Source organism: Chryseobacterium pyrolae (assembly GCF_025153485.1).
Taxonomy (GTDB): Bacteria; Bacteroidota; Bacteroidia; order Flavobacteriales; family Weeksellaceae; genus Chryseobacterium; species Chryseobacterium antibioticum.
This window is the reverse complement of record NZ_JANZQH010000002.1, coordinates 58,766-82,059: the sequence shown is the minus strand read 5'-3', so window position 1 is coordinate 82,059 and position 23,294 is coordinate 58,766. Positions and strand designations below refer to the sequence as shown.

Genomic DNA, 23,294 nt, shown 5'->3' with positions numbered 1-23,294 from the left:
TTTTTTAAAAAAGTTAGAAACTAATATGTATTTAATTTTTGACACAGAAACAACCGGTTTACCTAAAAATTTCAATGCACCCCTTTCAGACTCAGACAACTGGCCAAGAATGGTTCAGATTGCATGGCAGGTGCATGATGATGATGGTAAATTAATTGAAAATCAGGATTATATAATAAAACCTGAAGGATATGATATTCCCTTTAATGCAGCAAGAATTCACGGGATTACTACCAAAATAGCCAATGAAGAAGGACAGGATCTCCAGGAGATTTTAGAAGAGTTTTCTAAAGTACTGGACAGGGTAAGAGTAGTTTCCGGACACAACGTAGAATTCGATTACAATATTGTAGGAGCAGAGCTCTACAGAAAAAATTTAAAAGACAATCTTCAGGATAAACCTAAGGCCGATACCATGGTTTTAGGAACAGACTATTGTAAACTTGGTGGTGGAAGAGGAGGAAGGTATAAATCTCCCAAACTGGAAGAATTGTATGAAAAGCTGTACGGTCATAAATTTGACGAAGCCCACAACGCTGCTGCCGACGTAAATGCAACCGCCAGGGTATTCTTTGAAATGATGAGGATAGGAGTGATTCCTGCCGAAGTACTGAAGATATCTGAAGATCAGCTGGCTTACTTTAAAACACTTTATCCAGATCCGATAAAGCCGTTTAATATTGTTATCAGAAGACAGGTTGCCAATTTTAATAATAAGAAAAAACAGGCTGACACCGGAAATATTGACGAAGTTGATATCGGAAAATATTTCAATTTTAACAACCACAGCGTTTTCTCTACCTTAATGGCTACGTCCAGCATTAATGACCTGATCAAAAAAGCTTCCGATGAAAACTTTCCTGCTGTAGGAATGGTGGATATCGGGAATATGATGGGAGCTTTTAAATTCGTTTCAGCAGTGGAATCTGCCAATTCTGATCGTTCAAAGAAGTATAAAGAATTTTTAGCAAAAAAACAGGAAGCAGAAGAAAACGGAACAGAATTTAATGAAGATGAACCTGTTTCTGAGCCTTTGATCCCTGTTGTTGGCTGCGAATTCTATATTTCAGACCGTTACGAGCAGAAACAGTTTACCAAAGATGATCCCGACAGAAGAACACAGGTTGTTCTTTTGGCTAAGGATTTTGATGGATATAAAAATTTAGCAAAACTTTCAAGTATAGGATTCTTAAAAGGATTCTATTTTGGAGTTCCGAGGATCAGCCGGGAGTTGATTTCTCAATATAAAGAAGGATTAATTGCCCTGACTTCTGGAATCAACGGAGATATTCCCGATGCGATTTTAAATACAGGGGAACAAAAGGGGGAGGAGCTTTTCAAGTGGTGGAAAGAAACTTTTGAGGATGATTTTTATGTTCAGATCCAAAACCATAATCTTCCCGAAGAAGAGCATTTAAATGATGTTTTACTGCATTTTGCAGATAAATATGATGTTAAAATTTTAGCTCAAAACGAAACCTATTATACCAATAAAGACGATTCTAATATTCAGGATATTGTAAGCTGTATTAAAGATGGAGAAAAGTTGACAACGCCTGTTGGTAAAGGGTTTGGTAAAAGAAGAGGTCTTGCTTCAGGAGAGTATTTTATTAAAAATTCCCATGAAATAAAAGAAGCTTTCTTAAATTACCCTGATGCTTTTGATGCCTATGAAGAATTTACAGGAAAATTTAAACCTTATACCTTAAAAAGAGACGTTTTACTTCCAAAATTTGATATTCCGGAGGAGTTTATTCATGCAGAAGATGAAGTTGATGGAGGAAAACGTGGTGAAATGGCGTATTTAACGCATTTAACCTACGAAGGAGCAAGGAAAAGATATGCTGACACAGGAATTACAGACGAAATTAAGGAACGTCTTGATTTTGAGCTTGAAGTTGTTGCCAATACAGGTTATCCCGGTTACTTTTTGATTGTACAGGATTTCTGTAACGAAGCCCGCAAAATGGGAGTTTGGGTTGGTCCGGGACGTGGTTCGGCAGCAGGATCTGCCGTTGCATATTGTACCGGAATTACCAATGTTGACCCTATTAAATACGATTTGCTATTTGAGAGATTTTTGAATCCGGAAAGGATTTCGATGCCCGATATTGATATCGATTTTGATGATGAAGGTCGAGACAAGATCATCAAATGGGTAGTTGAAAAATACGGTAAAAATCAAGTAGCTCAAATTATTACCTATTCAGTTTTAGGAGGGAAATCTGCGATTAAAGATGCCGGAAGAGTTTTAGATCTTTCAATTTCAGATACTATTAATATTGCTAAACTTATTCCCTCTACACCAGGGATGAATATTGCAAAAGCTTTAGCCAAATATGATAAATTAAAGCCAGAAGAGCAAATGCTTGTCGATGAGATGAGATATGTTCTGGACAGTCCTGATGATCCCCGTTTTGATGTGCTTGCGAGTGCTAAGAAAATGGAAGGATGTATCAGAAATACAGGTATTCACGCTTGTGGAGTTATTATTACGCCGGAAGATGTGAGTAATCTGGTTCCGGTGACGATTGCTGCTAAAGATGCCGATATTTTGGTCTCTCAGTTCGATAACTCGGTGGCGGAAAGTGCCGGACTTCTGAAAATGGACTTCCTGGGGCTTCGTACTTTGACGATTATCAGAGATGCTTTAAGGTTGATTAAAGAAAGGCATAATGTAGATATCAATCCGGATGATATTCCTTTGGATGATACCAAAACGTATCAATTATTTAAGGAAGGAAGAACGGTAGGGATTTTCCAATATGAAAGTCCGGGGATGCAAAAATACATGAGAGAGCTTAAACCAACGGTTTTTGCCGATCTTATTGCCATGAATGCCCTTTACCGTCCGGGTCCTATTAAATATATCCCGAACTTTATCAACAGAAAGCACGGAATTGAAGAAATTGTTTACGATTTACCCGAAACCGAAGAATATTTAAAAGAAACCTACGGAATTACCGTTTATCAGGAGCAGGTAATGCTTCTGTCTCAAAAACTGGCCAACTTTACAAAAGGTGAAGCCGATACATTGAGAAAAGCGATGGGTAAAAAGCAGATTGATGTACTGAATAAAATGTACCCGAAATTCATCGAAGGCGGTAAGAAAAACAATCTTGCCGAAGATCCGTTAAATAAAATATGGAATGACTGGAAGGCCTTCGCAGAATATGCCTTCAACAAGTCTCACTCCACTTGTTATGCATTAATTGCTTATCATACAGCTTACTTGAAAGCAAATTACCCCGCAGAATACATGGCGAGTGTAATGAGTAACAACATCAACAATACGGAATCGATTACCATGTTCATGGAAGATTGTAAAAGTATTGGGGTGGACGTTTTAGGACCTGATGTTAATGAATCTCAATATAAATTCTCAGTAAACGAAAAAGGCCAGATCCGTTTTGGATTGGGAGCGATTAAAGGTATTGGAGAAGGCCCGAGTGAGGGTATTACGAAGGAAAGGGCGAACGGAAGATTCAAAAATGTTTATGATTTCTTTGAAAGAATTTTGCCTTCTCAGATGAATAAAAGAGTGGCGGAAAGTTTAGTGCTGGCGGGAGCTTTCGATGAATTAGGTTCTTACCACAGAGGTCAATATTTTGATATTGACATGGCTGGGAAAACAAATCTTGAAAGACTGATCAGATACGGGCAGAGTTTCCAGGAAAGCAAAAACGAAATGGAGCACTCTCTCTTTGCTGATTTTGCCGATGAAGTACAGATCGAGCAACCTAAATTGCCACCTTGCCCGGAATGGCCGAATATGCATAAGCTTAACAAAGAAAAAGAAATCATCGGTTTCTATCTTTCTGCGCACCCGTTGGATGAGTTTAAATATCATTATCAATTCATGCAGGGTCAGCTTTCAAAAAAAGCAGTTTTAGAAAAAGATGAAGAGGAAAAAGTAGTAGCAGAAGTAGTTCCGATTCTTGAAAAAGATACTGTTGATGAGGTTGCGGATCTTATAGAAATTGTTTCTGATGAAATGTCCATAGGTGAGGAAGAGATCATAGAAGAGGTTACGAAAAAGGCTGAACCAAAAGGGAATTTCATGTTTTTAAATCTTGATGAGGTAGATGCATACAAAGAGCAGGCGTTTGCCAATAAGCAGGAAGAGCTTTTTGAGGAAAAAAAGAAAGACTGGAAAACTTTACAAAAAGAAAGAGAAAACGGTGGCGCTGGAAAAGAATATACAGTTGCTGGTTTGATTACTGAGTATGTGGTGAAAGATGGTTTCAGAAGCGGTGAAAAAGTAGCTTTTGTTACGCTGGAAGATTATTCCGGGTCTTATTCTTTCAGGCTGGGAGATCGGGACTATATGCGATTGAAAGAAAAGCTGGAAGTTCAGAGATTCGTGATTTTTAAAATAAAGTTTGCCCAGGTGAAGGACGGAAGAGTCTTTGTAAATGTAAATGATGTTATTGAGCTTCAGGAAGCTTTTGAAAGATTTGCAAAAAGTATCTCCCTGGTAATGGACGTCATGGATGTCCGTGCTGAAGATCTGGAGTTTTTCAGGACTGTTCTTGACCGGAATAAAGGGAATCAAAAACTTAAATTCTTTATTAAAAATATTGAAGATGATTCACAAATTGAAGTTCAGTCTATGAAACATTCTGTAGATCTGAACGGAGATCTCATTAAGGAAATTCAGCTCCTTAATAAATATGAGTTTTATCTGAATTAAGAATAGTGAAATATTAAAATAAAAAGCGGCATTTTGTCGCTTTTTTTTGTTTTTTTAATTGAAAATGAGAGGGGTAACTAAAAAAAATATTTTATGTTAAATTGGAATTTTTCCATTTTAGGTGATTTTAAATATAATTGTAATGTATTGATAATCAAGTGTATTTTAAATGTATTGCGATTGTGAATTTTAAGTTAAAATTAAACATGTATTTAAGTTTAGATAATAAAACAAATAATTTATGTGTTTTGGTTTAATATTTTAAGATAATTTTTGATTTTAAGTGAAATATTTGTCTACATTTACCTCCCTAATTTAATTTTTACTGAGTATGAAAAAAACTTATCTTTGGCTCTTATTGGTCTGCAGTTTTGCAACAATGAAAGCACAAACAACGTATTATTCCAAAGCCTCGGCCACGGATTTTACAAATGTGGCTTCGTGGGGAACGAATGCTGATGGGACAGGAACATCGCCTGGTTCTATAAGTAATTCAGACAATTTTGTTATTCAAAATGCTTCGGCAATGACACTTCCCGGTAGTGCTTCAGTCAGACAGCTTACTATTAATTCCGGAAGTTTAACAGTTGCTACAAACACCCTTACGGTAAGTAAAGCGGGAACATTTGACTCTACATTAAATGTAGCTGGAGGAACATTAACAGTTTCAGGAGGTAATTTGAATGTAAATGGAAATGTGATAATAGCATCAGCAGCTACTTTTAATCAGAGTGGTGGAACGATTACAGAAGATGGGAATAATGGAGGTTCAGCAACAGGAAGTGTAGCGAGTGGAACTTCATTGTTTGTAATATCTACTACTTCTCTTAATTTAACAGGAGGTACAATTATTATTGTAGATCCACATGTAGGAACTACGACTTCTAGTTATTCATTTAATTATTCCAATTCTACAACAAATGTAAATGCTTCAACAGCTCATACGCTTCAATTTGGAGATGGGGTCTCAACAGATGCTACAACAAATACAGGTGGTTTTATTTACGATCCATACACAGGTTCTAGCAAATTAAATACTGGAACGATAGTATTTAATACAGGTACTACAACTGGAAACCGATTTGTTACTTCTCCTTTTAGTACAGGTAATTTTGGTAATATGACTATTAGTGCAGGGAGTGAGTTCAGGCCCACGGGAATTAATGTAATTGGAGGTAATTTGATTAATAATGGAATATTAACAACCGCTTCAACTCTTACTTTTGCTCTGCCTTCAGGTACATCAAGTGCTGTAAATACTGTTGCTCAGAACATTTCAGGAAGTGGCGTATTTAGAAATTCAGCAACAGCTTCAACGGCAAATTACACTTCTTTATTAATCAATAATTCAAGTGCAGGCGGTGTTACTTTCGCAGATGCCAACTCGTTACTAAGTGGCGCAAATACAGGTACTGTTTCGGGAACATTGACTTTTACCAATGGGGTTGTAAATATAGGTTCTAATACTTTTATACTGGGAGTTTCTGGTACAGCTGTAGGAACTTTAAGTTATACAGCAGGTGGTTTTGCTTCTGGCTCTACTTTTAGCAGATGGTATGGAACAACAGGATCAGGAACGACAATAGCTGCAGCAACTATACCTACAGCGGGTGCAGGTACTTATCCTTTTGTGACAGGGAATGCAGGTTCTTACAATGCTAGCCACTTTCATAGAGCTACTGCAGCATTAACTACAGCAGGTCAATTGGCAGTTAAATTTAACGGAGGAACAGGAACTTCTGCCATTACTCCGGTAACAGAAGGTTCTTTAACTTATGACAGACAAACTAATGCCAATTGGGTAGTTACGACTTTGGCAGGTTATGCTTCGTCTGCCACACATAATTTTGCTATTCAAGGGCAGGGTACATATACGGCTACTAGTGCAAATGTTACATTGTTAAACAATGGAGCGTTGGTAGGAACTGCTCAGGCAGGTACAAGCCAGCCTATGGGACAAAGAACTTCGGTACCTGCCGCAAATATTGCAGCTACTTATACATTGGCTTCGATTGCATCAGAAGCTCCTATAGAATCAGCACAATCAGGTCCTTGGGAAAGTACAAGTACATGGGTAGGTGGTGTAGTGCCAAGTTGTGCAAATGCAGCTATTTTATCAGGTCATACAGTAACTGTTAGTGCTTCAACAACAGCAACACCTAGTAATGTGATTATTAATGTAGGAGGTACTTTATCTGCAACAGGAGGATCTATTACAGTGGGTTGCGTTAATAAAAATAATTATGTTAATAACGGTGGTACTTTATCAGTATCTGGAGGAAACGTAGTAGTAAATGGTAACATTAATAATGTATCGGGTTCTACTTTTGCCCAAACGGGGGGTAATATAAATGTGGATGGAAACGATGCAGGAGCTACGGCAACAAGTGTAGCTTCGGGTACACACATAGTAAATATAGCTACCGGAAATGTAACACTTACTGGTGGAACTATGACCGTGGTAGACCCTCATGCAGCTAATAGTACTGCTTCATACGCATTCTCCTATTCTGGTGGAACTGCCATTGATAATACAGTAGGCTGGACTTTAAAGTTTGGTGACGGATCTTCTACTGATGCAGGAGGAACTACTGCAACTGCTTCAGCTGCGGGAGGATTTATTTGGAACAATGCAGGAAGCAAAATATATTTTGATAATGTAATAGTAGACGGAGCTTCAGGTACAAATAGATATGTATCAAATTCATCCTCAACTATTGGTATTAATACATTAACTATTAATGCAAATGGAGAATTTAGAATGCCAACATCTGGAATAAGTATTGCAGGTAATTTTATCAATAATGGTACATTTACGCATACTGCTTCCACTTTGAGTTTCCAAAATTTCAAAAATGCAACTGCTTCAGCTTCTGCCACGCCTCAGACTGTTTCAGGATCTGGTGTATTTAGAAATAATATTGTTACAGCAAGTTCTACTGCCAATTTTAGTTCAGTAACAATTAATAATAGTTCTTCAACTGGTGTTACTTTTGCCAATGCAAATTCATTATTGAGTGGGGCAAATACAGGTACAGTATCTGGAACATTAACCATGACAACTGGATTTGTCAACACAGGTGCTAACACTTTTATTTTAGGAACTTCAGCTACTTCTAACGGAACTATGTCTTATACTGCAGGTGGTTTTAGCACGGGTAGTATTTTTGCAAGATGGTGGCCTACAACAACCGGCGGAGCAACTATTACGGCAAGTACTACTCCTTCTGGAACAACAGCTGGAGTATATCCTTTTGCTGTAGGTACATCTTCTGCTTTTGTAGCGCGTAATTTATATTTGAATCAAACAGCAGCCGCTACAACAGGTGGGAAAATTGCAGTACAATACAATGATGTTGCAGGAACAAATGCTGTAAGCATTGTAGATGGAGCTTATACCGTAGATACGCAAGCAAAATCCAATTGGGTTGTTTCTCAATCAGGGATTGCAGGGACACCTGCTTATAGCATGGCAATAAACGGACAAAATATTTATGGTGCTGCTAATGGAAACAGTAGGATAACTTTAGCATCAGCTCCAGCTTTGGGAACACACCAAACAGGAACAAGTTATGTAAATGCACAAAGAACAGCTGTTCCACTGGCTAATTTGGCGAACACGTATTATTTAGGTATTGCAGCTTCGGATATTCCTTTTCTATCTGTAGCAAATGGCGATTGGGGTGTTGCTTCTACCTGGAACAAAGGAACGGTGCCTACTTGTACAGATGTGGTGCAAATTGCAGCTGGTACTACGGTAACGGTAAACTCAGCAAGCAATGTTTCTAAAAATGTTACTATCAATGCTGGAGGAACATTAGTAAATGCTTCAGGAGATTTAACTGTAGGTTGTACACTAAATAATAATTTCCTTACCAACAACGGTACATTAACTGTTTCAGGAGGAACATTAAATATTAATGGAAATATTAGCAATGCAACAACAACATCTGTATTTAATCAATCAGGTGGAACAATTAAAATAGATGGAAATGCAGCAGGGGTGGTGGCTAACTCAGTAGCATCTGGTACTCCACTATTTAATAGTGCTTCTACGAATATTAATTTAACAGGGGGAACATTATTGTTTGTAGACCCACATACGGCAACAACAAATACAAATGGGTATACAATTTATATTACAAATGGTACGGTATCTACAACAACATTAGCTACATCTGTAAATCATATCACTCAATTTGGTGATGGTGTTTCTACTGATTCAGGAGGTAACACAAATGGTTTTTATGTAAATAACTGGGCTAGTTCAGCATACTTGTCTTTAGGAAGTATAATTGTGAATGGAGGAAGTGGTACCAATAGATTGGTTTCTTCAGTATATCAGTTAGCAGCAACTGGAGATGTAACAATTAATGCTAATAGTACACTTAATTTAGGAGTAGCATTGATTTTTGGTAAAAACTTAACAGTAAACTCAACAGGTGCTTATATTAACACTGCTGGTGGCTTAGTAGCAAGCTTAGTAACAAGTAATACAACCTCTGCTTTAACATTCTCGCCATCTACATTATCACAATCTATTACTAATAATGGAACTATAGGAAACTTGGCAGTTTCTCCAACAGCAAATTTATTTAACTTTCAAGTTAATAATTCAAATGCAACAGGTGTAACACTGAATTCTCCTTTATCAGTAAGTGGAACTTTAACTTTAACTCAAGGTTTTGTCAATACTACTGATACCAATTTATTGACATTAGGTACAGCAACAGTAGCAGGTACATTATCTGGAGGTAGTGCAACAGCTTATATTAATGGGCCTTTTGCCAGAACTATTGCTAATTCCAATACTGCTTACATTCATTATCCAGTTGGAAAGACTGCGTATGCACCAGTTTGGTTGGCTCCGGCTACTACTGCAGTGACTAATATGAAAGCAGAAGCATTTGATACTAACTCAGGAACAGCATCTGCTGCGATCCAAAATTTATCTACGAGAAGATGGGAAGCACCTTTAGTATCTGGTACTTTCTCAACAATTAATGTAAGATTGGGAGATAATGCAATTACAAATGTTAATTTCCCGGTAATTGCACCAACTGCAAGTGGAGTATATGATAGTTTATTTGGTACTACAGGTACTTATGCTGCTGGTACACCAAATACCACACAATCTACTACTGCATTAGCAACTGCTAGTTATTCAGGTTTTCTATCTTATGCGAAAATAGCTTCTGGTCTTGGTACAAGTGAAGTTGTATCTAATGGAAAAGGAATAAAAGCTTATCCAAATCCATTCACGGATGTATTGAATATTTCTGATATTTCTAATGTGAAATCTATTTCCATAATAGATCTTGCCGGAAGATTAGTAAATACTATCGAAAATCCTTCTACAGCTCTTCAGTTAGGAAATCTGAAACAAGGAATGTATCTTGTCACTCTTAACATGAAAGACGGATCAAAACAAACAATCAAGGCCATTAAGAAATAAAATTTTATTGACCCTATTATTATAGAATAGCAGCTGAAAGGCTGCTATTTTTTTGTAATTATAAGTGTAATGATTTGTATTTAATGATTGATGCAAAAACTTTGTACTTGCTTATATTTATATATGTGGGATTTTTAATTGAATATATATAATCAATTAAAAATTAATTATTTGCAAATATTTTTATACAAACTTCAAGGAGTCATATCTTTTTTAAACAAAAAAAATAGATATTGTGTTTTTTTTATTAAATTAGCGATTACCATAAAATAATATTACATGAAAAAGATTTTACTTGCGAATTTACTAATGATTAGCACGTGTGCATTTGCTCAGACCTATTGTATACCAGAATTTTCAAGCGGTTGCGATGGAGGGGACATGATCGACAGTTTTACGATTCCATCAGCGGGATTTAGTCATTTGGATACAGGCTGCTCTCAGGGAGCGTATGGAGATTATACCTCACAAACGATTAACATGAACGCCGGAGTTAATTATGCCTTTTCTATTGTCCATGATTATTCCAATCAGAATGTGCGTGTCTGGATCGATTTTGATAATAACGGAACCTTTGATGATGCAGCACCAGAACTGGTTGCAGCGGCAAGCAGTGTGGGACCTGATGATAATTCAATTACTAACGGGAGTATCATTATTCCTGCTACAGTAACACCCGGAACTTACAGAATGAGAGTAGGGGACCGATATTCCAGCCAACCAGAGCCTTGTAATACATCTGGGTATGGAGAAGCACATGATTACACAGTAACTATAGGAGCTGCACCAAGCTGTCTGGCACCGAGTAATCTATCTTCCAGTGCAGTCACTTCAAGCTCAGCATCTGTTGCATGGACAGCCTCAACGAGTACCGTAGGGGTAGGTTACGAATATTATTATTCTCAAACAAATACAGCACCCACCAGTACTACTGCAGCAACAGGAAGTGTAGGAGCATCTTCTACATCGGTGCCCCTGTCTACGCTATCTTCTGCTACTACTTATTATGTATGGGTGAGGTCTGTATGCAGTGCTTCTGATAAAAGTGCATGGTCGATAGGAACATCATTTACAACACTTTGTGCCGTTGTAGTGCCTTCAGTAACCTATACAAACGATTTTTCAACATTCCCTGGAAACTGTTGGGAACAAGCTTCGGGTGGGGATGCCAGTACAGGACCTGACGATACGGAAGAGTTATGGTTTGATGGTGACTTCCTGAATTCCGGTGATAATGCGGCAAAAATAAACCTTTACTTTACCGGAACTAAAGCATGGTTGAAAACTGTACCTTTCAATTTGTCTGCAGGAGGATACAGGGTTAAGTTTGATTATGGAGTTACAGAATTTTTGGAGACTACTGCTTCTGCTATGGGATCTGACGACGTGGTTCAGTTCTTGGTTTCAGGTGATGGAGGAAGTACATGGACTGTCCTTCAGACGTGGAATAATGCGAATGGACCATCTAATACCTCTACGGCCTATTCTTATAATCTGACATCTTATACGGGAGCGAATACGATCTTTGCATTTTATGCCTCGGACGGATCTGTGAACGATCCTGAGGACTACGAGTTCTTCGTAGATAACTTTAAAGTAGAATCTGCATCACTGGCTACATCTGAAGTTTCCAAAGCAAAAGAAGATATTAAAGCATATCCGAATCCTTTCACCGATGTATTGAACATTTCAAAAGCAGATCTTGTGAAGTCGGTTTCAGTTTCTGATGTTTCCGGAAGATTGGTGAAAACTATTGATACTCCTTCTTCTGCTCTTCATTTGGGAGACCTGAAACAAGGATTGTATTTTGTGACTTTAAATATGAAAGACGGTTCTAAACAGATGATTAAAGCCATCAAAAAATAAAAAGAAAATACTCACATTCATAGAAAAAGACGGCCATATGGCCGTCTTTTTTATATTACTCATCCTTATCATTTATTGGGTACTGGCTGTATATCTCCTGTGTTCATATGCTCAAATACAGTTGGGAAAAACATTACGAGTATAAAATAAATAATGATCATTAATACAATTAAAGAGAAAAGGATAATGACCAGACTATTGGGCTTATTTTTCTTTTGTGGTTCCATGATTTTTGTGGTATTTTGGTGAATATATTAATATCAATACCAAATACTAAGCTAATTTCTTGCCACACTGTTTACAGTATCTCGCGTCGTCATCTATATCTTCGTTGCCACACTGGTCACAGATCTTTTCCAGATTCTGTCTTTTGTTCCGCATTTCTGCCGTTACAATTCCCGTAGGAACGGCGATGATAGAATATCCGGCAAGCATTAAAATAACAGCAAAAAATTTACCCATTGGGGTAATAGGGGAGACATCACCATAACCCACTGTGGTCACCGTAACTACCGCCCAGTAAATAGACTGTGGAATCGTTTCAAAACCGGGTCTTCCGCCCTCCACCATAAACATGAGGGAGCCTACAATCACTGAAAAAATAATCAGGAATAAAAGAAAAATATAGATCTTTCTGGAACTGTGTTTTAAGGCTCTCACGATGAGGTAGCCGTCGTTCATAAAATCCAGAAGGTTGAAAATTCTGAAAACTCTCAGCATTCGTAGCATTCTGAAAATCAGAAAATATTTTGTGACCGGAAAGAAAAAACTGAGGAAGAAAGGAACCAGTGCCAAAAAATCGATGATTCCGAAAAAGCTGAAAATATAGTTTTTCTTATTTTTCACCACACTGATACGCATCCAGTACTCGACGGTGAAGAAGATAGAAATAATCCATTCCAGGATCAGAAAGGTTCTGTGAAATCTTTTGTCGAGTTGAGGTACACTTTCCATCATAATAATGGCCGTACTTATAAGGATCAGAGATAATAATGTAATGTCAAATAACTTCCCGAGTTTAGTGTCGGCACGATAGATGACCCTGTAAAGAAACCTTTTCCAAAGCTTGTCTTCAGGAACAAGATTATGTTCTCTTTCCATTTTTAATGTTTTTTAAAATTAACAAATTATCGTTATTTTCGTAGCAAACATACAGAATAAAATGACAATAAGCGAAGTAATTTCAAAAATAGAGAACCGTATTCCCCTGCAGCAGGCAGAAGACTTTGATAATGTAGGACTGCTTTGTGGAGTTCCGGGCCGAAATGTCAGCGGTATACTGGTATGCCATGATGCACTGGAGAATGTGGTGGATGAGGCTATTCAGAAAAACTGTAATCTGATTGTATGTTTTCATCCCATTATTTTCTCAGGATTAAAATCTCTGACGGGGAAGAATTATGTGGAAAGAGCTGTGCTAAAAGCTATTGAGAATAAAATAGCCATCTATGCCATACATACGGCATTTGATAATGACTTTTTTGGAGTCAATCATGGAATCTGCAGCCATTTAGGGTTAAAAGATCTGAACATTCTTCAGCCTAAAAAAAATAATTTAAAACAGTTAACGGTTTTTGTGCCGAAGGATCATTCGGACAAAGTGAGAGAAGCTCTTTTCTCTGCAGGAGCCGGGAATATAGGCTTCTATGATGAATGTAGTTTTACACTGAACGGAAATGGTACTTTCAGACCGGGGGAAGGTTCTAATCCATTCTCGGGACAGCAGAATATCCGTGAACAGGCAGATGAAGATATGGTATCCGTTATTTTTGAAAGCTATAAACAAGGACGTATTATTTCAGCGATGAAGGCAGCGCATCCCTATGAGGAGGTAGCCCATCAGATTTATCAGCTGGATAATGAAAACCAGCATTCGGGATTGGGAATGTATGGCGATTTTGAGGAAGAGATGGATGAACAGGATTTTTTAAGACTCGTGAAAGAAAAATTCGGACTTGAAGTGATTAAACATTCTGATTTTACCCGGAAAAAAATCAGAAGAGTAGGTGTTCTTGGAGGATCCGGCGCCAGTGGAATAAAATCGGCAATATCGCAGAAATGTGATGCCTATCTTACCGGAGATATCAAATACCACGACTATTTTATGGCAGAATCCAAAATGCTGATCTGCGACATAGGCCATTATGAATCAGAACAATTTGTAACTCAACAATTATTTGAAATTTTGTCACAAAAATTTAGTACATTTGCAATTTCAAAATCTATTGAAAAAACAAACCCAGTAAATTATTTCATTTAAGATATGGCAAAAACCAACGATATTTCAGTTGAAGAAAAATTAAGAGCTTTATACGATTTGCAGATCATTGATTCAAGATTGGATGAAATCCGAAATACCAGAGGAGAATTGCCAATTGAAGTTGAAGATCTTGAAATTGAGATTGAAGGACTTGAAAAAAGAGCTGAAAAATTTCATGCAGATATCAAAGATCAGGACGACCAGATCAAAACCAAGCATGAAGTGATCAACCATGCGAAAACTTTAATTGAAAAATACAAATCTCAGCAGGATACGGTAAGAAACAATAAAGAGTTTGAAGCATTAGGAAAAGAAATGGAATTCCAGGAGCTGGAAATTCAGCTTGCTGACAAGAGAATTAAAGAATTCGGAGTTAAAATTGCTCACAAAAATGAAACTTTAAGCGAACTTAACGGGAAAATCAGTGACCTAAAAAACCATTTAAAATTCAAAAAAGTAGAATTGGATGGTCTTGTCTCTGAAACTAAAAAAGAAGAGGAATACTTAATAGAGCAGTCTAAAGAGTATGCAAGTAAGATTGACGAAAGATTACTAGCTTCATATAACAGAATCAGAAAGAGCTCTATCAACGGATTAGCGGTTGTAGGATTAGAAAGAGGAGCGCCAAAAGGTTCATTCTTTACCATTCCTCCTCAGAAGCAGATGGAGATTGCACAGAGAAAGAAAATCATTATTGATGAGCACTCAGGAAAAATTCTTGTAGATGACGAATTGGTAATGGAAGAAAACGATAGAATGAAATCGGTTATTAAATTTTAATTTCGATTTTAAATAATATAAAAATGTGCTTCAGAAATGAAGCACATTTTTTGTTTCATATAAAGATGATGTTTTGGCTAAAGCCTTTGGATTATGCTTTTAAGGTGAACGGGCTAAAGCCCGTTTCTATTGATACAAAATACAAGAAGCTGCTTCATCTCTGAAACAGCTTTTTGTATTTTTATTCGTGATGCTCGTACATTTTGTTGTACAGATCCATAAACTTCTCTTTGACAGCCTTTCTTTTCAGTTTTAAAGTAGGCGTAAGCAGTCCTGTATCGATGGCCCAGACTTCCGGGGTAAGCTCAATTCTTTTGATCTTTTCCCAGTTTCCGAGATGTTCATTGATGCCTTCCATCTCCTTTTGTATTCTTTCCTTTAATTCAGGACTTTTGGCAATTTCTGCCGGAGTAGAACCTATATTCAGATTGTTTCTCATTGCCCAGTTTTTTGCAAATTCAAAATCAGGTTGTACCAATGCACATGGCATTTTTTCACCGTCACCTACTACCATGATCTGTTCAATGAATTTTGACGCTTTTGCAAGGTTTTCAATCATTTGTGGAGCAATATATTTTCCACCTGATGTTTTAAACATTTCTTTTTTACGGTCTGTGATCTGAAGAAACCCTTCAGTATCAATATGTCCGATGTCTCCTGTTTTGAAGAATCCGTCTTCTGTAAAAGCTTCCTTAGTTATATCTTCAGCCTTAAAATAGCCTTTGAAAACAGACGGTCCTTTTACCGTAATTTCACCATCTTCCTGGATCTTCACCTGCAGATTATCCAACGGCCTGCCGACGGTACCGATCTTCATTTTTTCAAAACTATTTACAGAAATAACCGGTGACGTTTCAGTTAAGCCATATCCTTCTAAGATAGGAATACCGGCATTCTGGAACATCAGGTTTAATCTTGTGGAAAGGGCCGCAGAACCGGAAACCAAAGTAATGATTTCTCCGCCCAGGCCTTCTCTCCATTTAGAAAATACCAGTTTATCCGCAATGATTCCCTGCAATCCTGAAGGTTTGGAGATTTCTTTTTTCTTGCTGATTAAATTTAAAGCCCAGAAGAATATTTTTGATTTTAGTCCCCCAGCTGAAGAACCTGTGTTATAGATCTTGTCATATACCTTTTCTACCAGTCTGGGTACAACACTCATATAATGCGGCTTTACTTCTTTTACATTTTCACCCATTTTATCAATGCTTTCAGCGAAATAAACAGAAAAGCCATTGTACTGGAAAAGATAAAAAAGCATCCTTTCAAAAATATGACAGATAGGAAGGAAGCTCAGCACTCTTGTATCTTTGTAATCCAGGCTTTTTTTCTTAGGGATTCTTGGAAAAGAGCCCAATACATTAGAAACAATATTATGATGGGTAAGCATCACGCCTTTTGGTCTTCCCGTAGTTCCGGAAGTGTAAATAATGGTAGCCAGATCCTCAGAATTGATAGCATTGGAAAGATCTTCTACTTCAATCTGAGTGGAATCGTCTTCACCAAGATCCAGAATTTCTCTCCAGTTGGCTGCTCCGCTTATGATATCAAAAGTAAAAATTCCCTGTAAAGTAGGAATATTATGTTTTACCTTCATCACTTTAGTAAGCAGTTCCTTATCAGATACAAAACAATACTGTATTTCAGCATTATTAAAGATAAATTCATAATCTTCAGCAGAAATACTCGGATAAACAGGAACAGAAACCACACCGATCTGAGAGAGTCCAAAATCCATCACTGCCCATTCCGTACGGGAATTGGTGGTAATCAGAGCAATCTTATCTCCCGGTTTAATGCCCAGTTTCAAAAGTCCTCTGGAGATTTTATTTCCCTGATTGATAAACTCTAACGTTGAAGTTTTTTTCCACTCGCCCTGGTATTTGGTTACAAACATATCCGTTTTAGGAAATTTTTCTAAAGCGTAGTATGGAATATCGAATAATCTTTTGATTGTCATGATTTTTTAAGCAATTTTTAAAGAATTTTAAATATAAGCATTTTTTTTAATTGTAGTAATCTGAAATGATCAATTGGGAATTAATTGAATGCCTGCCATAATAAACAATCTATTCCATAACCTTCAGCTAAAAATATGAAACAGTATAGCCTTCTAACTTTAACCTTAATCTCAGACTTTACCGCCTTCCACCCTCTAATCCCTAAAACCTGTTCCCTAATTTCCAATTCTATTTTCAGATTTCGTTAAAAAGTGTAAATTTACGGCTATCTAATTATTATTTTTTATGGACTTTAATTTATCGGAAGAACAGCTGATGATTCAGCAGGCTGCAAGAGATTTTGCACAAAATGAACTATTACCTGGAGTTATCGAAAGAGACCGCGACCAGAAATTCCCTACAGAACAAGTAAAGAAAATGGGTGAAATGGGACTTTTGGGAATGATGGTAGATCCTCAATATGGTGGTGCTGGTATGGACAGTGTTTCTTACGTGTTGGCAATGGAGGAGATCGCAAAAATAGATGCTTCTGCAGCTGTTGTAATGTCTGTAAACAACTCATTGGTATGTGCAGGTCTTGAAAAATTTGCTTCCGAAGAGCAGAAAGTGAAATACCTTACGCCTCTTGCCAGTGGAAAAGTAATTGGAGCTTTCGCATTATCTGAGCCTGAAGCTGGTTCTGATGCTACTTCTCAAAAAACAACAGCAGAAGACAAAGGGGATTATTATCTTTTAAATGGTATTAAAAACTGGATCACCAATGGAGGAACTGCTTCTTACTATATTGTAATTGCACAGACAGATCCTGAGAAAAAACATAAAGGAATTAATGCTTTCATCGTAGAGAGAGGATGGGAAGGTTTTGAAATCGGGGTGAAAGAAGACAAACTGGGAATCAGAGGAAGTGATACGCATTCTTTGATCTTCAACAATGTAAAAGTACCGAAAGAAAACAGAATCGGAGAAGATGGTTTTGGTTTCAATTTTGCAATGGCAGTATTGAATGGCGGGAGAATAGGTATTGCTTCTCAGGCATTAGGTATCGCTTCAGGAGCTTATGAATTGGCTTTGAAATATGCTAAAACAAGAAAAGCGTTCAAAACTGAAATCATCAATCATCAGGTTATTGCATTCAAACTAGCAGATATGGCAACTAGTATTACTGCGGCAAGAATGTTATGTTTCAAGGCTGCTGTTGAGAAGGATGCCGGTAAAGATATCTCCGAGAGCGGCGCAATGGCGAAATTATATGCATCTCAGGTGGCAATGGATACTACTATCGAAGCAGTACAGATTCACGGTGGGTATGGATACGTGAAAGAATACCACGTAGAAAGAATGATGAGAGATGCGAAGATCACTCAGATCTATGAAGGTACTTCAGAGATCCAGAAAATTGTAATCTCAAGAAGCATTGCAAAATAAATTAATATAAAACACACTACTTATGAAAAAAACTTTGTGGATCAGCTTGGGAGTAGTCCTTCTTCTGGTAAGCGTATTGGTATGGTATAAATACTTTTTCGTTTTTGGAGAGGGCGTGAAATCCGGCTATCTGAACTATGCCATGAAAAAAGGCTATGTCTTCAAAACCTATGAAGGAAAATTAATTCAGGAAGGTTTTGGAAAAGGAAAAACAGGAAGTATTACAAGCTACGAGTTTGAATTTTCTGTAGAAGATTCTGAAATTTTTAAACAGCTGGAAACAAACAGCGGAAAAACTTTTGATCTTCATTACAAAGAATACAATGGAGCGCTTCCCTGGAGAGGAAACACAAAGTTTGTTGTAGATAAAGTAGTGAATATGAAATAGCGAAAGGCTCCCAATGGGAGCCTTTCTATTTACAAACCACTTACTTTAATAATATATGAACACTTTTACAAGCGATATTATTCTGTTTTAATTCTCTATTTACCAATAACGGTTGTTATTATCTGTCATCCCTCCTGGCCCTGATCTGGGCTCTTTTTTTCTAATTCATATCTAAAATGGAGAAGTACCTTATCCGTGGATTACTATGCTTGTCTTGATAATATAAATATAAGAAGAAGAAATGAGTTTAATTTTTATATTGATTAAAATAATATTAAAAAAATCCATCGAAGATGGATTCTATTATTACTGAGGATTATTGTCTGTCGTTTTTTTATTCTTATAGAAATAATATCCTATACCTGCGATAACAAACAGAGGCCACAAAGGGAGTATGAAGAGAAAGATTGAAGTTATAACACCCCAGCCGGATGAAATGGCTGCCAATGATTTTCCACCGAAAGTTTTAGGCTCCTTTTCATGATCGGATTTATCGGTAAGGGTTACGGCTATGCTGCATAACGTATTATCCGTATAGCTATTTCCGGAAACCTGGATATTTTTATTATCTACATCACCTATGCTGCTCAGGTCATTCATTAAATCGTCAAAATTCTGGATGGGAACTTTAATATCCATATAATAGACTTTCTGGTTGGTCTCAGGGTAGGAAGACTCGCGTCTCGCCGGTTCTACAGTAATATAGGAAAGCTCTTCACTTTTTATATACCCATTGTTTTTTAGCGTTTCTTCTTTTACAAGCTCTTTTACGGTTTCTGCGTTGTCCGCTTTTACAGACAGCAATCCGGTTTTTACCATTCTGTTTTTAGGAGTGTTAAGCTCGTAGCTGTCGTTTTTAGGTTGGTCTTTGTAAATGATCTTGGTTTCTTTGATCACTTTTGGAGCCGGAACATTAACAACGATCTTTTCAGTTTTTTTCTCTGTTGAGTCTTTTTTCTCAATCTTGGATTCCAGTTTTGTGGATGCAATTTTATCAGATAAAGAATCTACTATTTTGGCAGTACTTTCTATGGTCTGCTGAATCTCACCTTTTGTATCTTCAAAGTCTTTGATTTTGATATGAGCTGAATCCAGAACCTTATCTGCTGTATGATGAATAGAATTCACCGTTTCATTTACTGCAACTGCAGCACTGTCCGCCGCATGTAACGTATTTTCAATCTGAGATTGTGCAGCTTCTCCTTTTTTACACATGATAAAAGTGCTTGATAAAGCAACCAGTACTATGAACTTTTTCATAACATTAATTTTTTGATGAAGTAAAATTAGCGGTGTACAGGCGCAGATTTTTGTAAATGGAACGTATTATTCTGGTAAATATTTAAATAATTGAAAATTAGTGTTTTGTATTTGTTTTACAATTATTTTACAAATTATTTGTTGTTTTGTGAGACGCTGTCTTATCATTCTGATGATGTAAAGGGGAGGAGGCAAAATAAAATGCTTATTGTCTCATTTTAAGAATCTTAGTTGTAGAAAATGATAATAGAAATAATGAATTCATGTTTAAATAATTTTTATATTTGTTATTATGGGTTTATGTATTAAAAGTTTTCTTTTTTTGAGTTTTTTTACTTTTTTAGTGTTTAATTGCGCTGATTATAAAAGTATTTCGATTATGAATCTGGAAAGTGAGAACCAGAAAAAAGTAGAATTCATCGAAATAAGAAGGCTTAATCTTAATAATGACCTGAAAGAACATACAGTAATTACTTCTACAAAAGGAATCAAAGAGCTGTATATGAAACTTAATGATTCCAAATATTCAAGATCAGCACCGATACCCGTTTTAGAAGAAGGCGAATATTTTTTGATATTAAAACCAAAACTAAAAAGAATAAAAAACGGAGATATAGAGGTTGAAAAACTAGAAAAAAACGGTTCTACCCTTAATATTTTTTATAAAGAAATTAAAAATCAGGAGTACACTGAGAAGAAACAGTCTCATCCTATACTCATCCTTAAAGTCATTGACAGTCCTAAAAAAATTAAACTAACCATCATTTAAATTAACAATATGAGACAAAAATTATTATTTCTGACAAGTCTTCTGCTTCTTTCGGGAACGGCAGTTGCGCAGCAGAATACCTGGAGCAGGACTTCGCAGAAAAGTGTAAAAGAAACCAGAGAAAGGAATGTAAGAACATCAGACTACCAGTTAGTCAGTCTAAATACAGATGAACTGAAGCATCAGCTCTCTTTGGCACCGGACAGAAACAGACTTTCTTCGGAAAAAGGAATCCTTGTGAAATTTCCAAATGACCAGGGAACATTCGATACCTATGAAGTGTTTGAAGCATCTACAATGGATCCCAAGCTTCAGTCAAGATATGCTGACATTAAATCTTATGTAGGGCAAAGAGTAGGGGACCCTGCAACCAATATCAGATTTACTTATGATCCGTATTTCGGCCTAAATGCGGTAGTGAGAGGAATAAAAGGAATATACTATATTGATTCATATTCTCAGGATAACAAGACCTATATGGTATATGACAGAAAGAATGCTGCTTCTCAGAGCCGTTTTGACTGTCTGTTTAAAGGAAATTCTCCTTTGGTTGATCTGGTTCCGGATGTCCACGGGAAAACCGTTATAGATGGTTTGCTGCGTAAATACAGATTGGCCATCAGTACAACAATAGAATATACGGCTTATATTTCCCAGCAGGCTGGTGTAGGAGCAGGAACAGATGCGCAGAAAAAGGCAGCTGTACTTGCTGCGGTTAATTTAGCGGTAGCCCGTCTTAATCAGGTATTTGAAAATGAAATTTCAGTAACATTGCAGCTTGTTGCCAATACAGACCTGCTGTTTTTCATTGCTTCAGATACTTTTGATGCACTGGATGCCTATCAGATGATTGACGAGAATGTTACGGTAACCAACAATGCTATCGGTGTTAATAATTATGACATCGGGCATGTATTTTTCCAGGCTACTCAGGGTAATGATAACGGACTTGCTTATACTCCTGCAGTTTGCGGAAGTGTGAAGGCAGGGGGTGTTACAGGCTCGGCAGCTCCCGTAGGAGATCCATTTGTAATCGATTATGTAGCTCACGAAATGGGACATCAGTTTGGAGCCAACCATACACAAAACAACGGTTGTAACAGAAATACCCCAACTTCAGTAGAGCCTGGAAGTGCAAGTTCTATCATGGGATATGCAGGAATCTGCTCTCCAAACGTTCAAAATAATAGTGATGCTTATTTCCACGCGGTAAGTATCCGTGAAATGTACACCAGAATTACCGGAGCAGGCGGGAGCTGCTCCGTGAATATACCAACAGGAAATAATGAACCCACTGCCAATGCAGGACCAGATAAAACAATCCCGATGGAAACTCCGTTTGCTTTGACAGGCGTAGGTTCTGATCCGGATGGTGATGCAATTACCTATAACTGGGAACAAATTGATACCGGTGCAGCTACAATGCCTCCGAGACCAACCAATACAATAGGTCCAATGTTCAGATCTATTTGGGGAACAACATCTCCTACAAGATACTTCCCAAGACTTTCAACAATTGTGGAAGGATACGACCCTGCCATGATTACAGCTTCAAATTATAAATCATGGGAAAAACTGTCTACAGTAGCAAGAAATTTAAATTTCTCATTAATGGTGAGAGATAACAAACCAGTGGGCGGACAAACAGGACGTGATGATATCCAGCTTACCGTATCTACTGCTGCCGGACCATTTACAGTAAGCTCACAGAATACGGCAGGAGTCGTATGGAATGTAGGAACACCACAGACCATTACCTGGAATGTAGCCAATACAAACTCAGCTCCTGTCAATACGGCGAATGTAACGATCCTGCTTTCTAAAGACGGAGGGCTTACATTCCCTCATACGCTGGTAGCCAGTACACCAAACAACGGTTCTTATGCATTTAATGTTCCGGCAGGTTTAGGAACAAGTTCAACAGCAAGAATCATGATCAAAGCGATTGATAATGTATTCTTAAATGTGAATACAACCAACTTTACGATCAATTCTACATTAGGAACCAGCGAAACTGAAAAAGCGGAAGAAGGAATAAGAATTTACCCGAATCCTTCAAAAGGAATCTTCACCATCGAAACAGAAGCCGGAAACGGTATTTCGTATACTGTTTTTGCAATGGACGGAAAATTAGTCAATGCTAAGAAAGAGGTAAAGGGCGGTAAGGTCCGTGAAGAAGTGAATCTATCTTATCTTCCTTCAGGTGTTTACATTGTTCAGGTAGATAAAGACGGTCAGAAAATCTCCAAAAAACTGATTATTAAAAAATAATACAAGTTTTTGTTATAAAAAGAAACCGTTCAATATCACATTGAACGGTTTTTATTTTTAATTGAAATCTTATTCATAACAAACTGTTTACGGGTGCATTTTTATAAAAGTAGACGGTTGGGCAACTGCTTTTGTTTTTGAACTGATCATTTCTTTTAACAATTAT

Annotated in this window: 12 protein-coding genes; 9 read left to right on the top strand and 3 right to left on the bottom strand. The window is 37.2% G+C overall.

The annotated features are described in order from the left end of the window. The first annotated feature begins 25 nt into the window (after positions 1-25). From dnaE to NZD88_RS03685, 3 genes are all read left to right on the top strand, one after another. A complete protein-coding gene (gene dnaE / locus NZD88_RS03695; protein WP_259827542.1) occupies positions 26-4,693 on the top strand; it encodes a DNA polymerase III subunit alpha in 4,668 nt (1,555 codons plus the stop codon). 331 nt (positions 4,694-5,024) lie between these two features. Continuing rightward, positions 5,025-10,148, top strand: a complete 5,124-nt coding sequence (locus NZD88_RS03690; RefSeq protein ID WP_259827541.1) for a beta strand repeat-containing protein — start codon at positions 5,025-5,027, stop codon at positions 10,146-10,148. A 279-nt stretch (positions 10,149-10,427) separates the two neighbouring features. Next, on the top strand, positions 10,428-12,014 hold the full coding sequence (locus tag NZD88_RS03685) for a GEVED domain-containing protein (protein WP_259827540.1): 1,587 nt from the start codon (positions 10,428-10,430) through the stop codon (positions 12,012-12,014). Positions 12,015-12,287: 273 nt separating this feature from the next. On the opposite strand, the gene NZD88_RS03680 is transcribed toward NZD88_RS03685, so the two are convergent. Next, entirely contained in the window at positions 12,288-13,115 is an 828-nt protein-coding gene (locus tag NZD88_RS03680) for an ion transporter (protein ID WP_259827537.1), read from the bottom strand. A 61-nt stretch (positions 13,116-13,176) separates the two neighbouring features. Here NZD88_RS03680 and NZD88_RS03675 point away from each other — a divergent pair, with 61 nt between their 5' ends. Further along, positions 13,177-14,274 (top strand): Nif3-like dinuclear metal center hexameric protein, encoded by a 1,098-nt coding sequence (locus NZD88_RS03675; RefSeq protein WP_259827536.1) that lies wholly within the window; start codon positions 13,177-13,179, stop codon positions 14,272-14,274. A gap of 3 nt (positions 14,275-14,277) precedes the next feature. Continuing rightward, the gene (locus tag NZD88_RS03670; RefSeq protein WP_169235596.1) at positions 14,278-15,054 is read left to right on the top strand and encodes a zinc ribbon domain-containing protein; all 777 of its coding nucleotides are present in this window, start codon (positions 14,278-14,280) and stop codon (positions 15,052-15,054) included. 181 nt (positions 15,055-15,235) lie between these two features. Here NZD88_RS03670 and NZD88_RS03665 read toward each other — a convergent pair whose 3' ends face one another. Then, positions 15,236-17,014, bottom strand: a complete 1,779-nt coding sequence (locus tag NZD88_RS03665) for an AMP-dependent synthetase/ligase (protein ID WP_259827534.1) — start codon at positions 17,012-17,014, stop codon at positions 15,236-15,238. Between the two features lie 286 nt (positions 17,015-17,300). Between NZD88_RS03665 and NZD88_RS03660 the strand changes: the two genes are divergently transcribed. Continuing rightward, entirely contained in the window at positions 17,301-18,440 is a 1,140-nt protein-coding gene (locus tag NZD88_RS03660) for an acyl-CoA dehydrogenase (RefSeq protein ID WP_169236928.1), read from the top strand. Positions 18,441-18,462: 22 nt separating this feature from the next. Beyond that, positions 18,463-18,828 carry a hypothetical protein gene (locus NZD88_RS03655; protein ID WP_259827530.1) on the top strand — a complete coding sequence of 122 codons (366 nt, stop codon included), beginning with the start codon at positions 18,463-18,465 and terminating at the stop codon, positions 18,826-18,828. A gap of 306 nt (positions 18,829-19,134) precedes the next feature. Here the strand turns inward: NZD88_RS03655 and NZD88_RS03650 are convergent, their stop codons facing one another. After that, positions 19,135-20,088: a DUF4349 domain-containing protein gene (locus NZD88_RS03650; RefSeq protein ID WP_259827528.1), complete on the bottom strand. Its 954-nt coding sequence runs from the start codon at positions 20,086-20,088 to the stop codon at positions 19,135-19,137. 379 nt (positions 20,089-20,467) lie between these two features. On the opposite strand from NZD88_RS03650, the gene NZD88_RS03645 reads away from it, so the two are divergent. Further along, positions 20,468-20,857: a hypothetical protein gene (locus tag NZD88_RS03645; protein ID WP_259827527.1), complete on the top strand. Its 390-nt coding sequence runs from the start codon at positions 20,468-20,470 to the stop codon at positions 20,855-20,857. 9 nt (positions 20,858-20,866) lie between these two features. Next, complete coding sequence (locus NZD88_RS03640; RefSeq protein WP_259827525.1) at positions 20,867-23,128, top strand: zinc-dependent metalloprotease family protein; 2,262 nt, start codon at positions 20,867-20,869, stop codon at positions 23,126-23,128. Positions 23,129-23,294 lie beyond the last annotated feature (166 nt).

Coding starts and splice junctions, on each gene's coding strand:
- NZD88_RS03665 (WP_259827534.1), bottom strand. CDS start 17,014: ATGACAATCAAAAGATTATTCGATATTCCATACTACGCTTTAGAAAAA.
- NZD88_RS03675 (WP_259827536.1), top strand. CDS start 13,177: ATGACAATAAGCGAAGTAATTTCAAAAATAGAGAACCGTATTCCCCTG.
- dnaE (WP_259827542.1), top strand. CDS start 26: ATGTATTTAATTTTTGACACAGAAACAACCGGTTTACCTAAAAATTTC.
- NZD88_RS03685 (WP_259827540.1), top strand. CDS start 10,428: ATGAAAAAGATTTTACTTGCGAATTTACTAATGATTAGCACGTGTGCA.
- NZD88_RS03640 (WP_259827525.1), top strand. CDS start 20,867: ATGAGACAAAAATTATTATTTCTGACAAGTCTTCTGCTTCTTTCGGGA.
- NZD88_RS03650 (WP_259827528.1), bottom strand. CDS start 20,088: ATGAAAAAGTTCATAGTACTGGTTGCTTTATCAAGCACTTTTATCATG.
- NZD88_RS03670 (WP_169235596.1), top strand. CDS start 14,278: ATGGCAAAAACCAACGATATTTCAGTTGAAGAAAAATTAAGAGCTTTA.
- NZD88_RS03655 (WP_259827530.1), top strand. CDS start 18,463: ATGAAAAAAACTTTGTGGATCAGCTTGGGAGTAGTCCTTCTTCTGGTA.
- NZD88_RS03660 (WP_169236928.1), top strand. CDS start 17,301: ATGGACTTTAATTTATCGGAAGAACAGCTGATGATTCAGCAGGCTGCA.
- NZD88_RS03690 (WP_259827541.1), top strand. CDS start 5,025: ATGAAAAAAACTTATCTTTGGCTCTTATTGGTCTGCAGTTTTGCAACA.
- NZD88_RS03680 (WP_259827537.1), bottom strand. CDS start 13,115: ATGGAAAGAGAACATAATCTTGTTCCTGAAGACAAGCTTTGGAAAAGG.
- NZD88_RS03645 (WP_259827527.1), top strand. CDS start 20,468: ATGAATCTGGAAAGTGAGAACCAGAAAAAAGTAGAATTCATCGAAATA.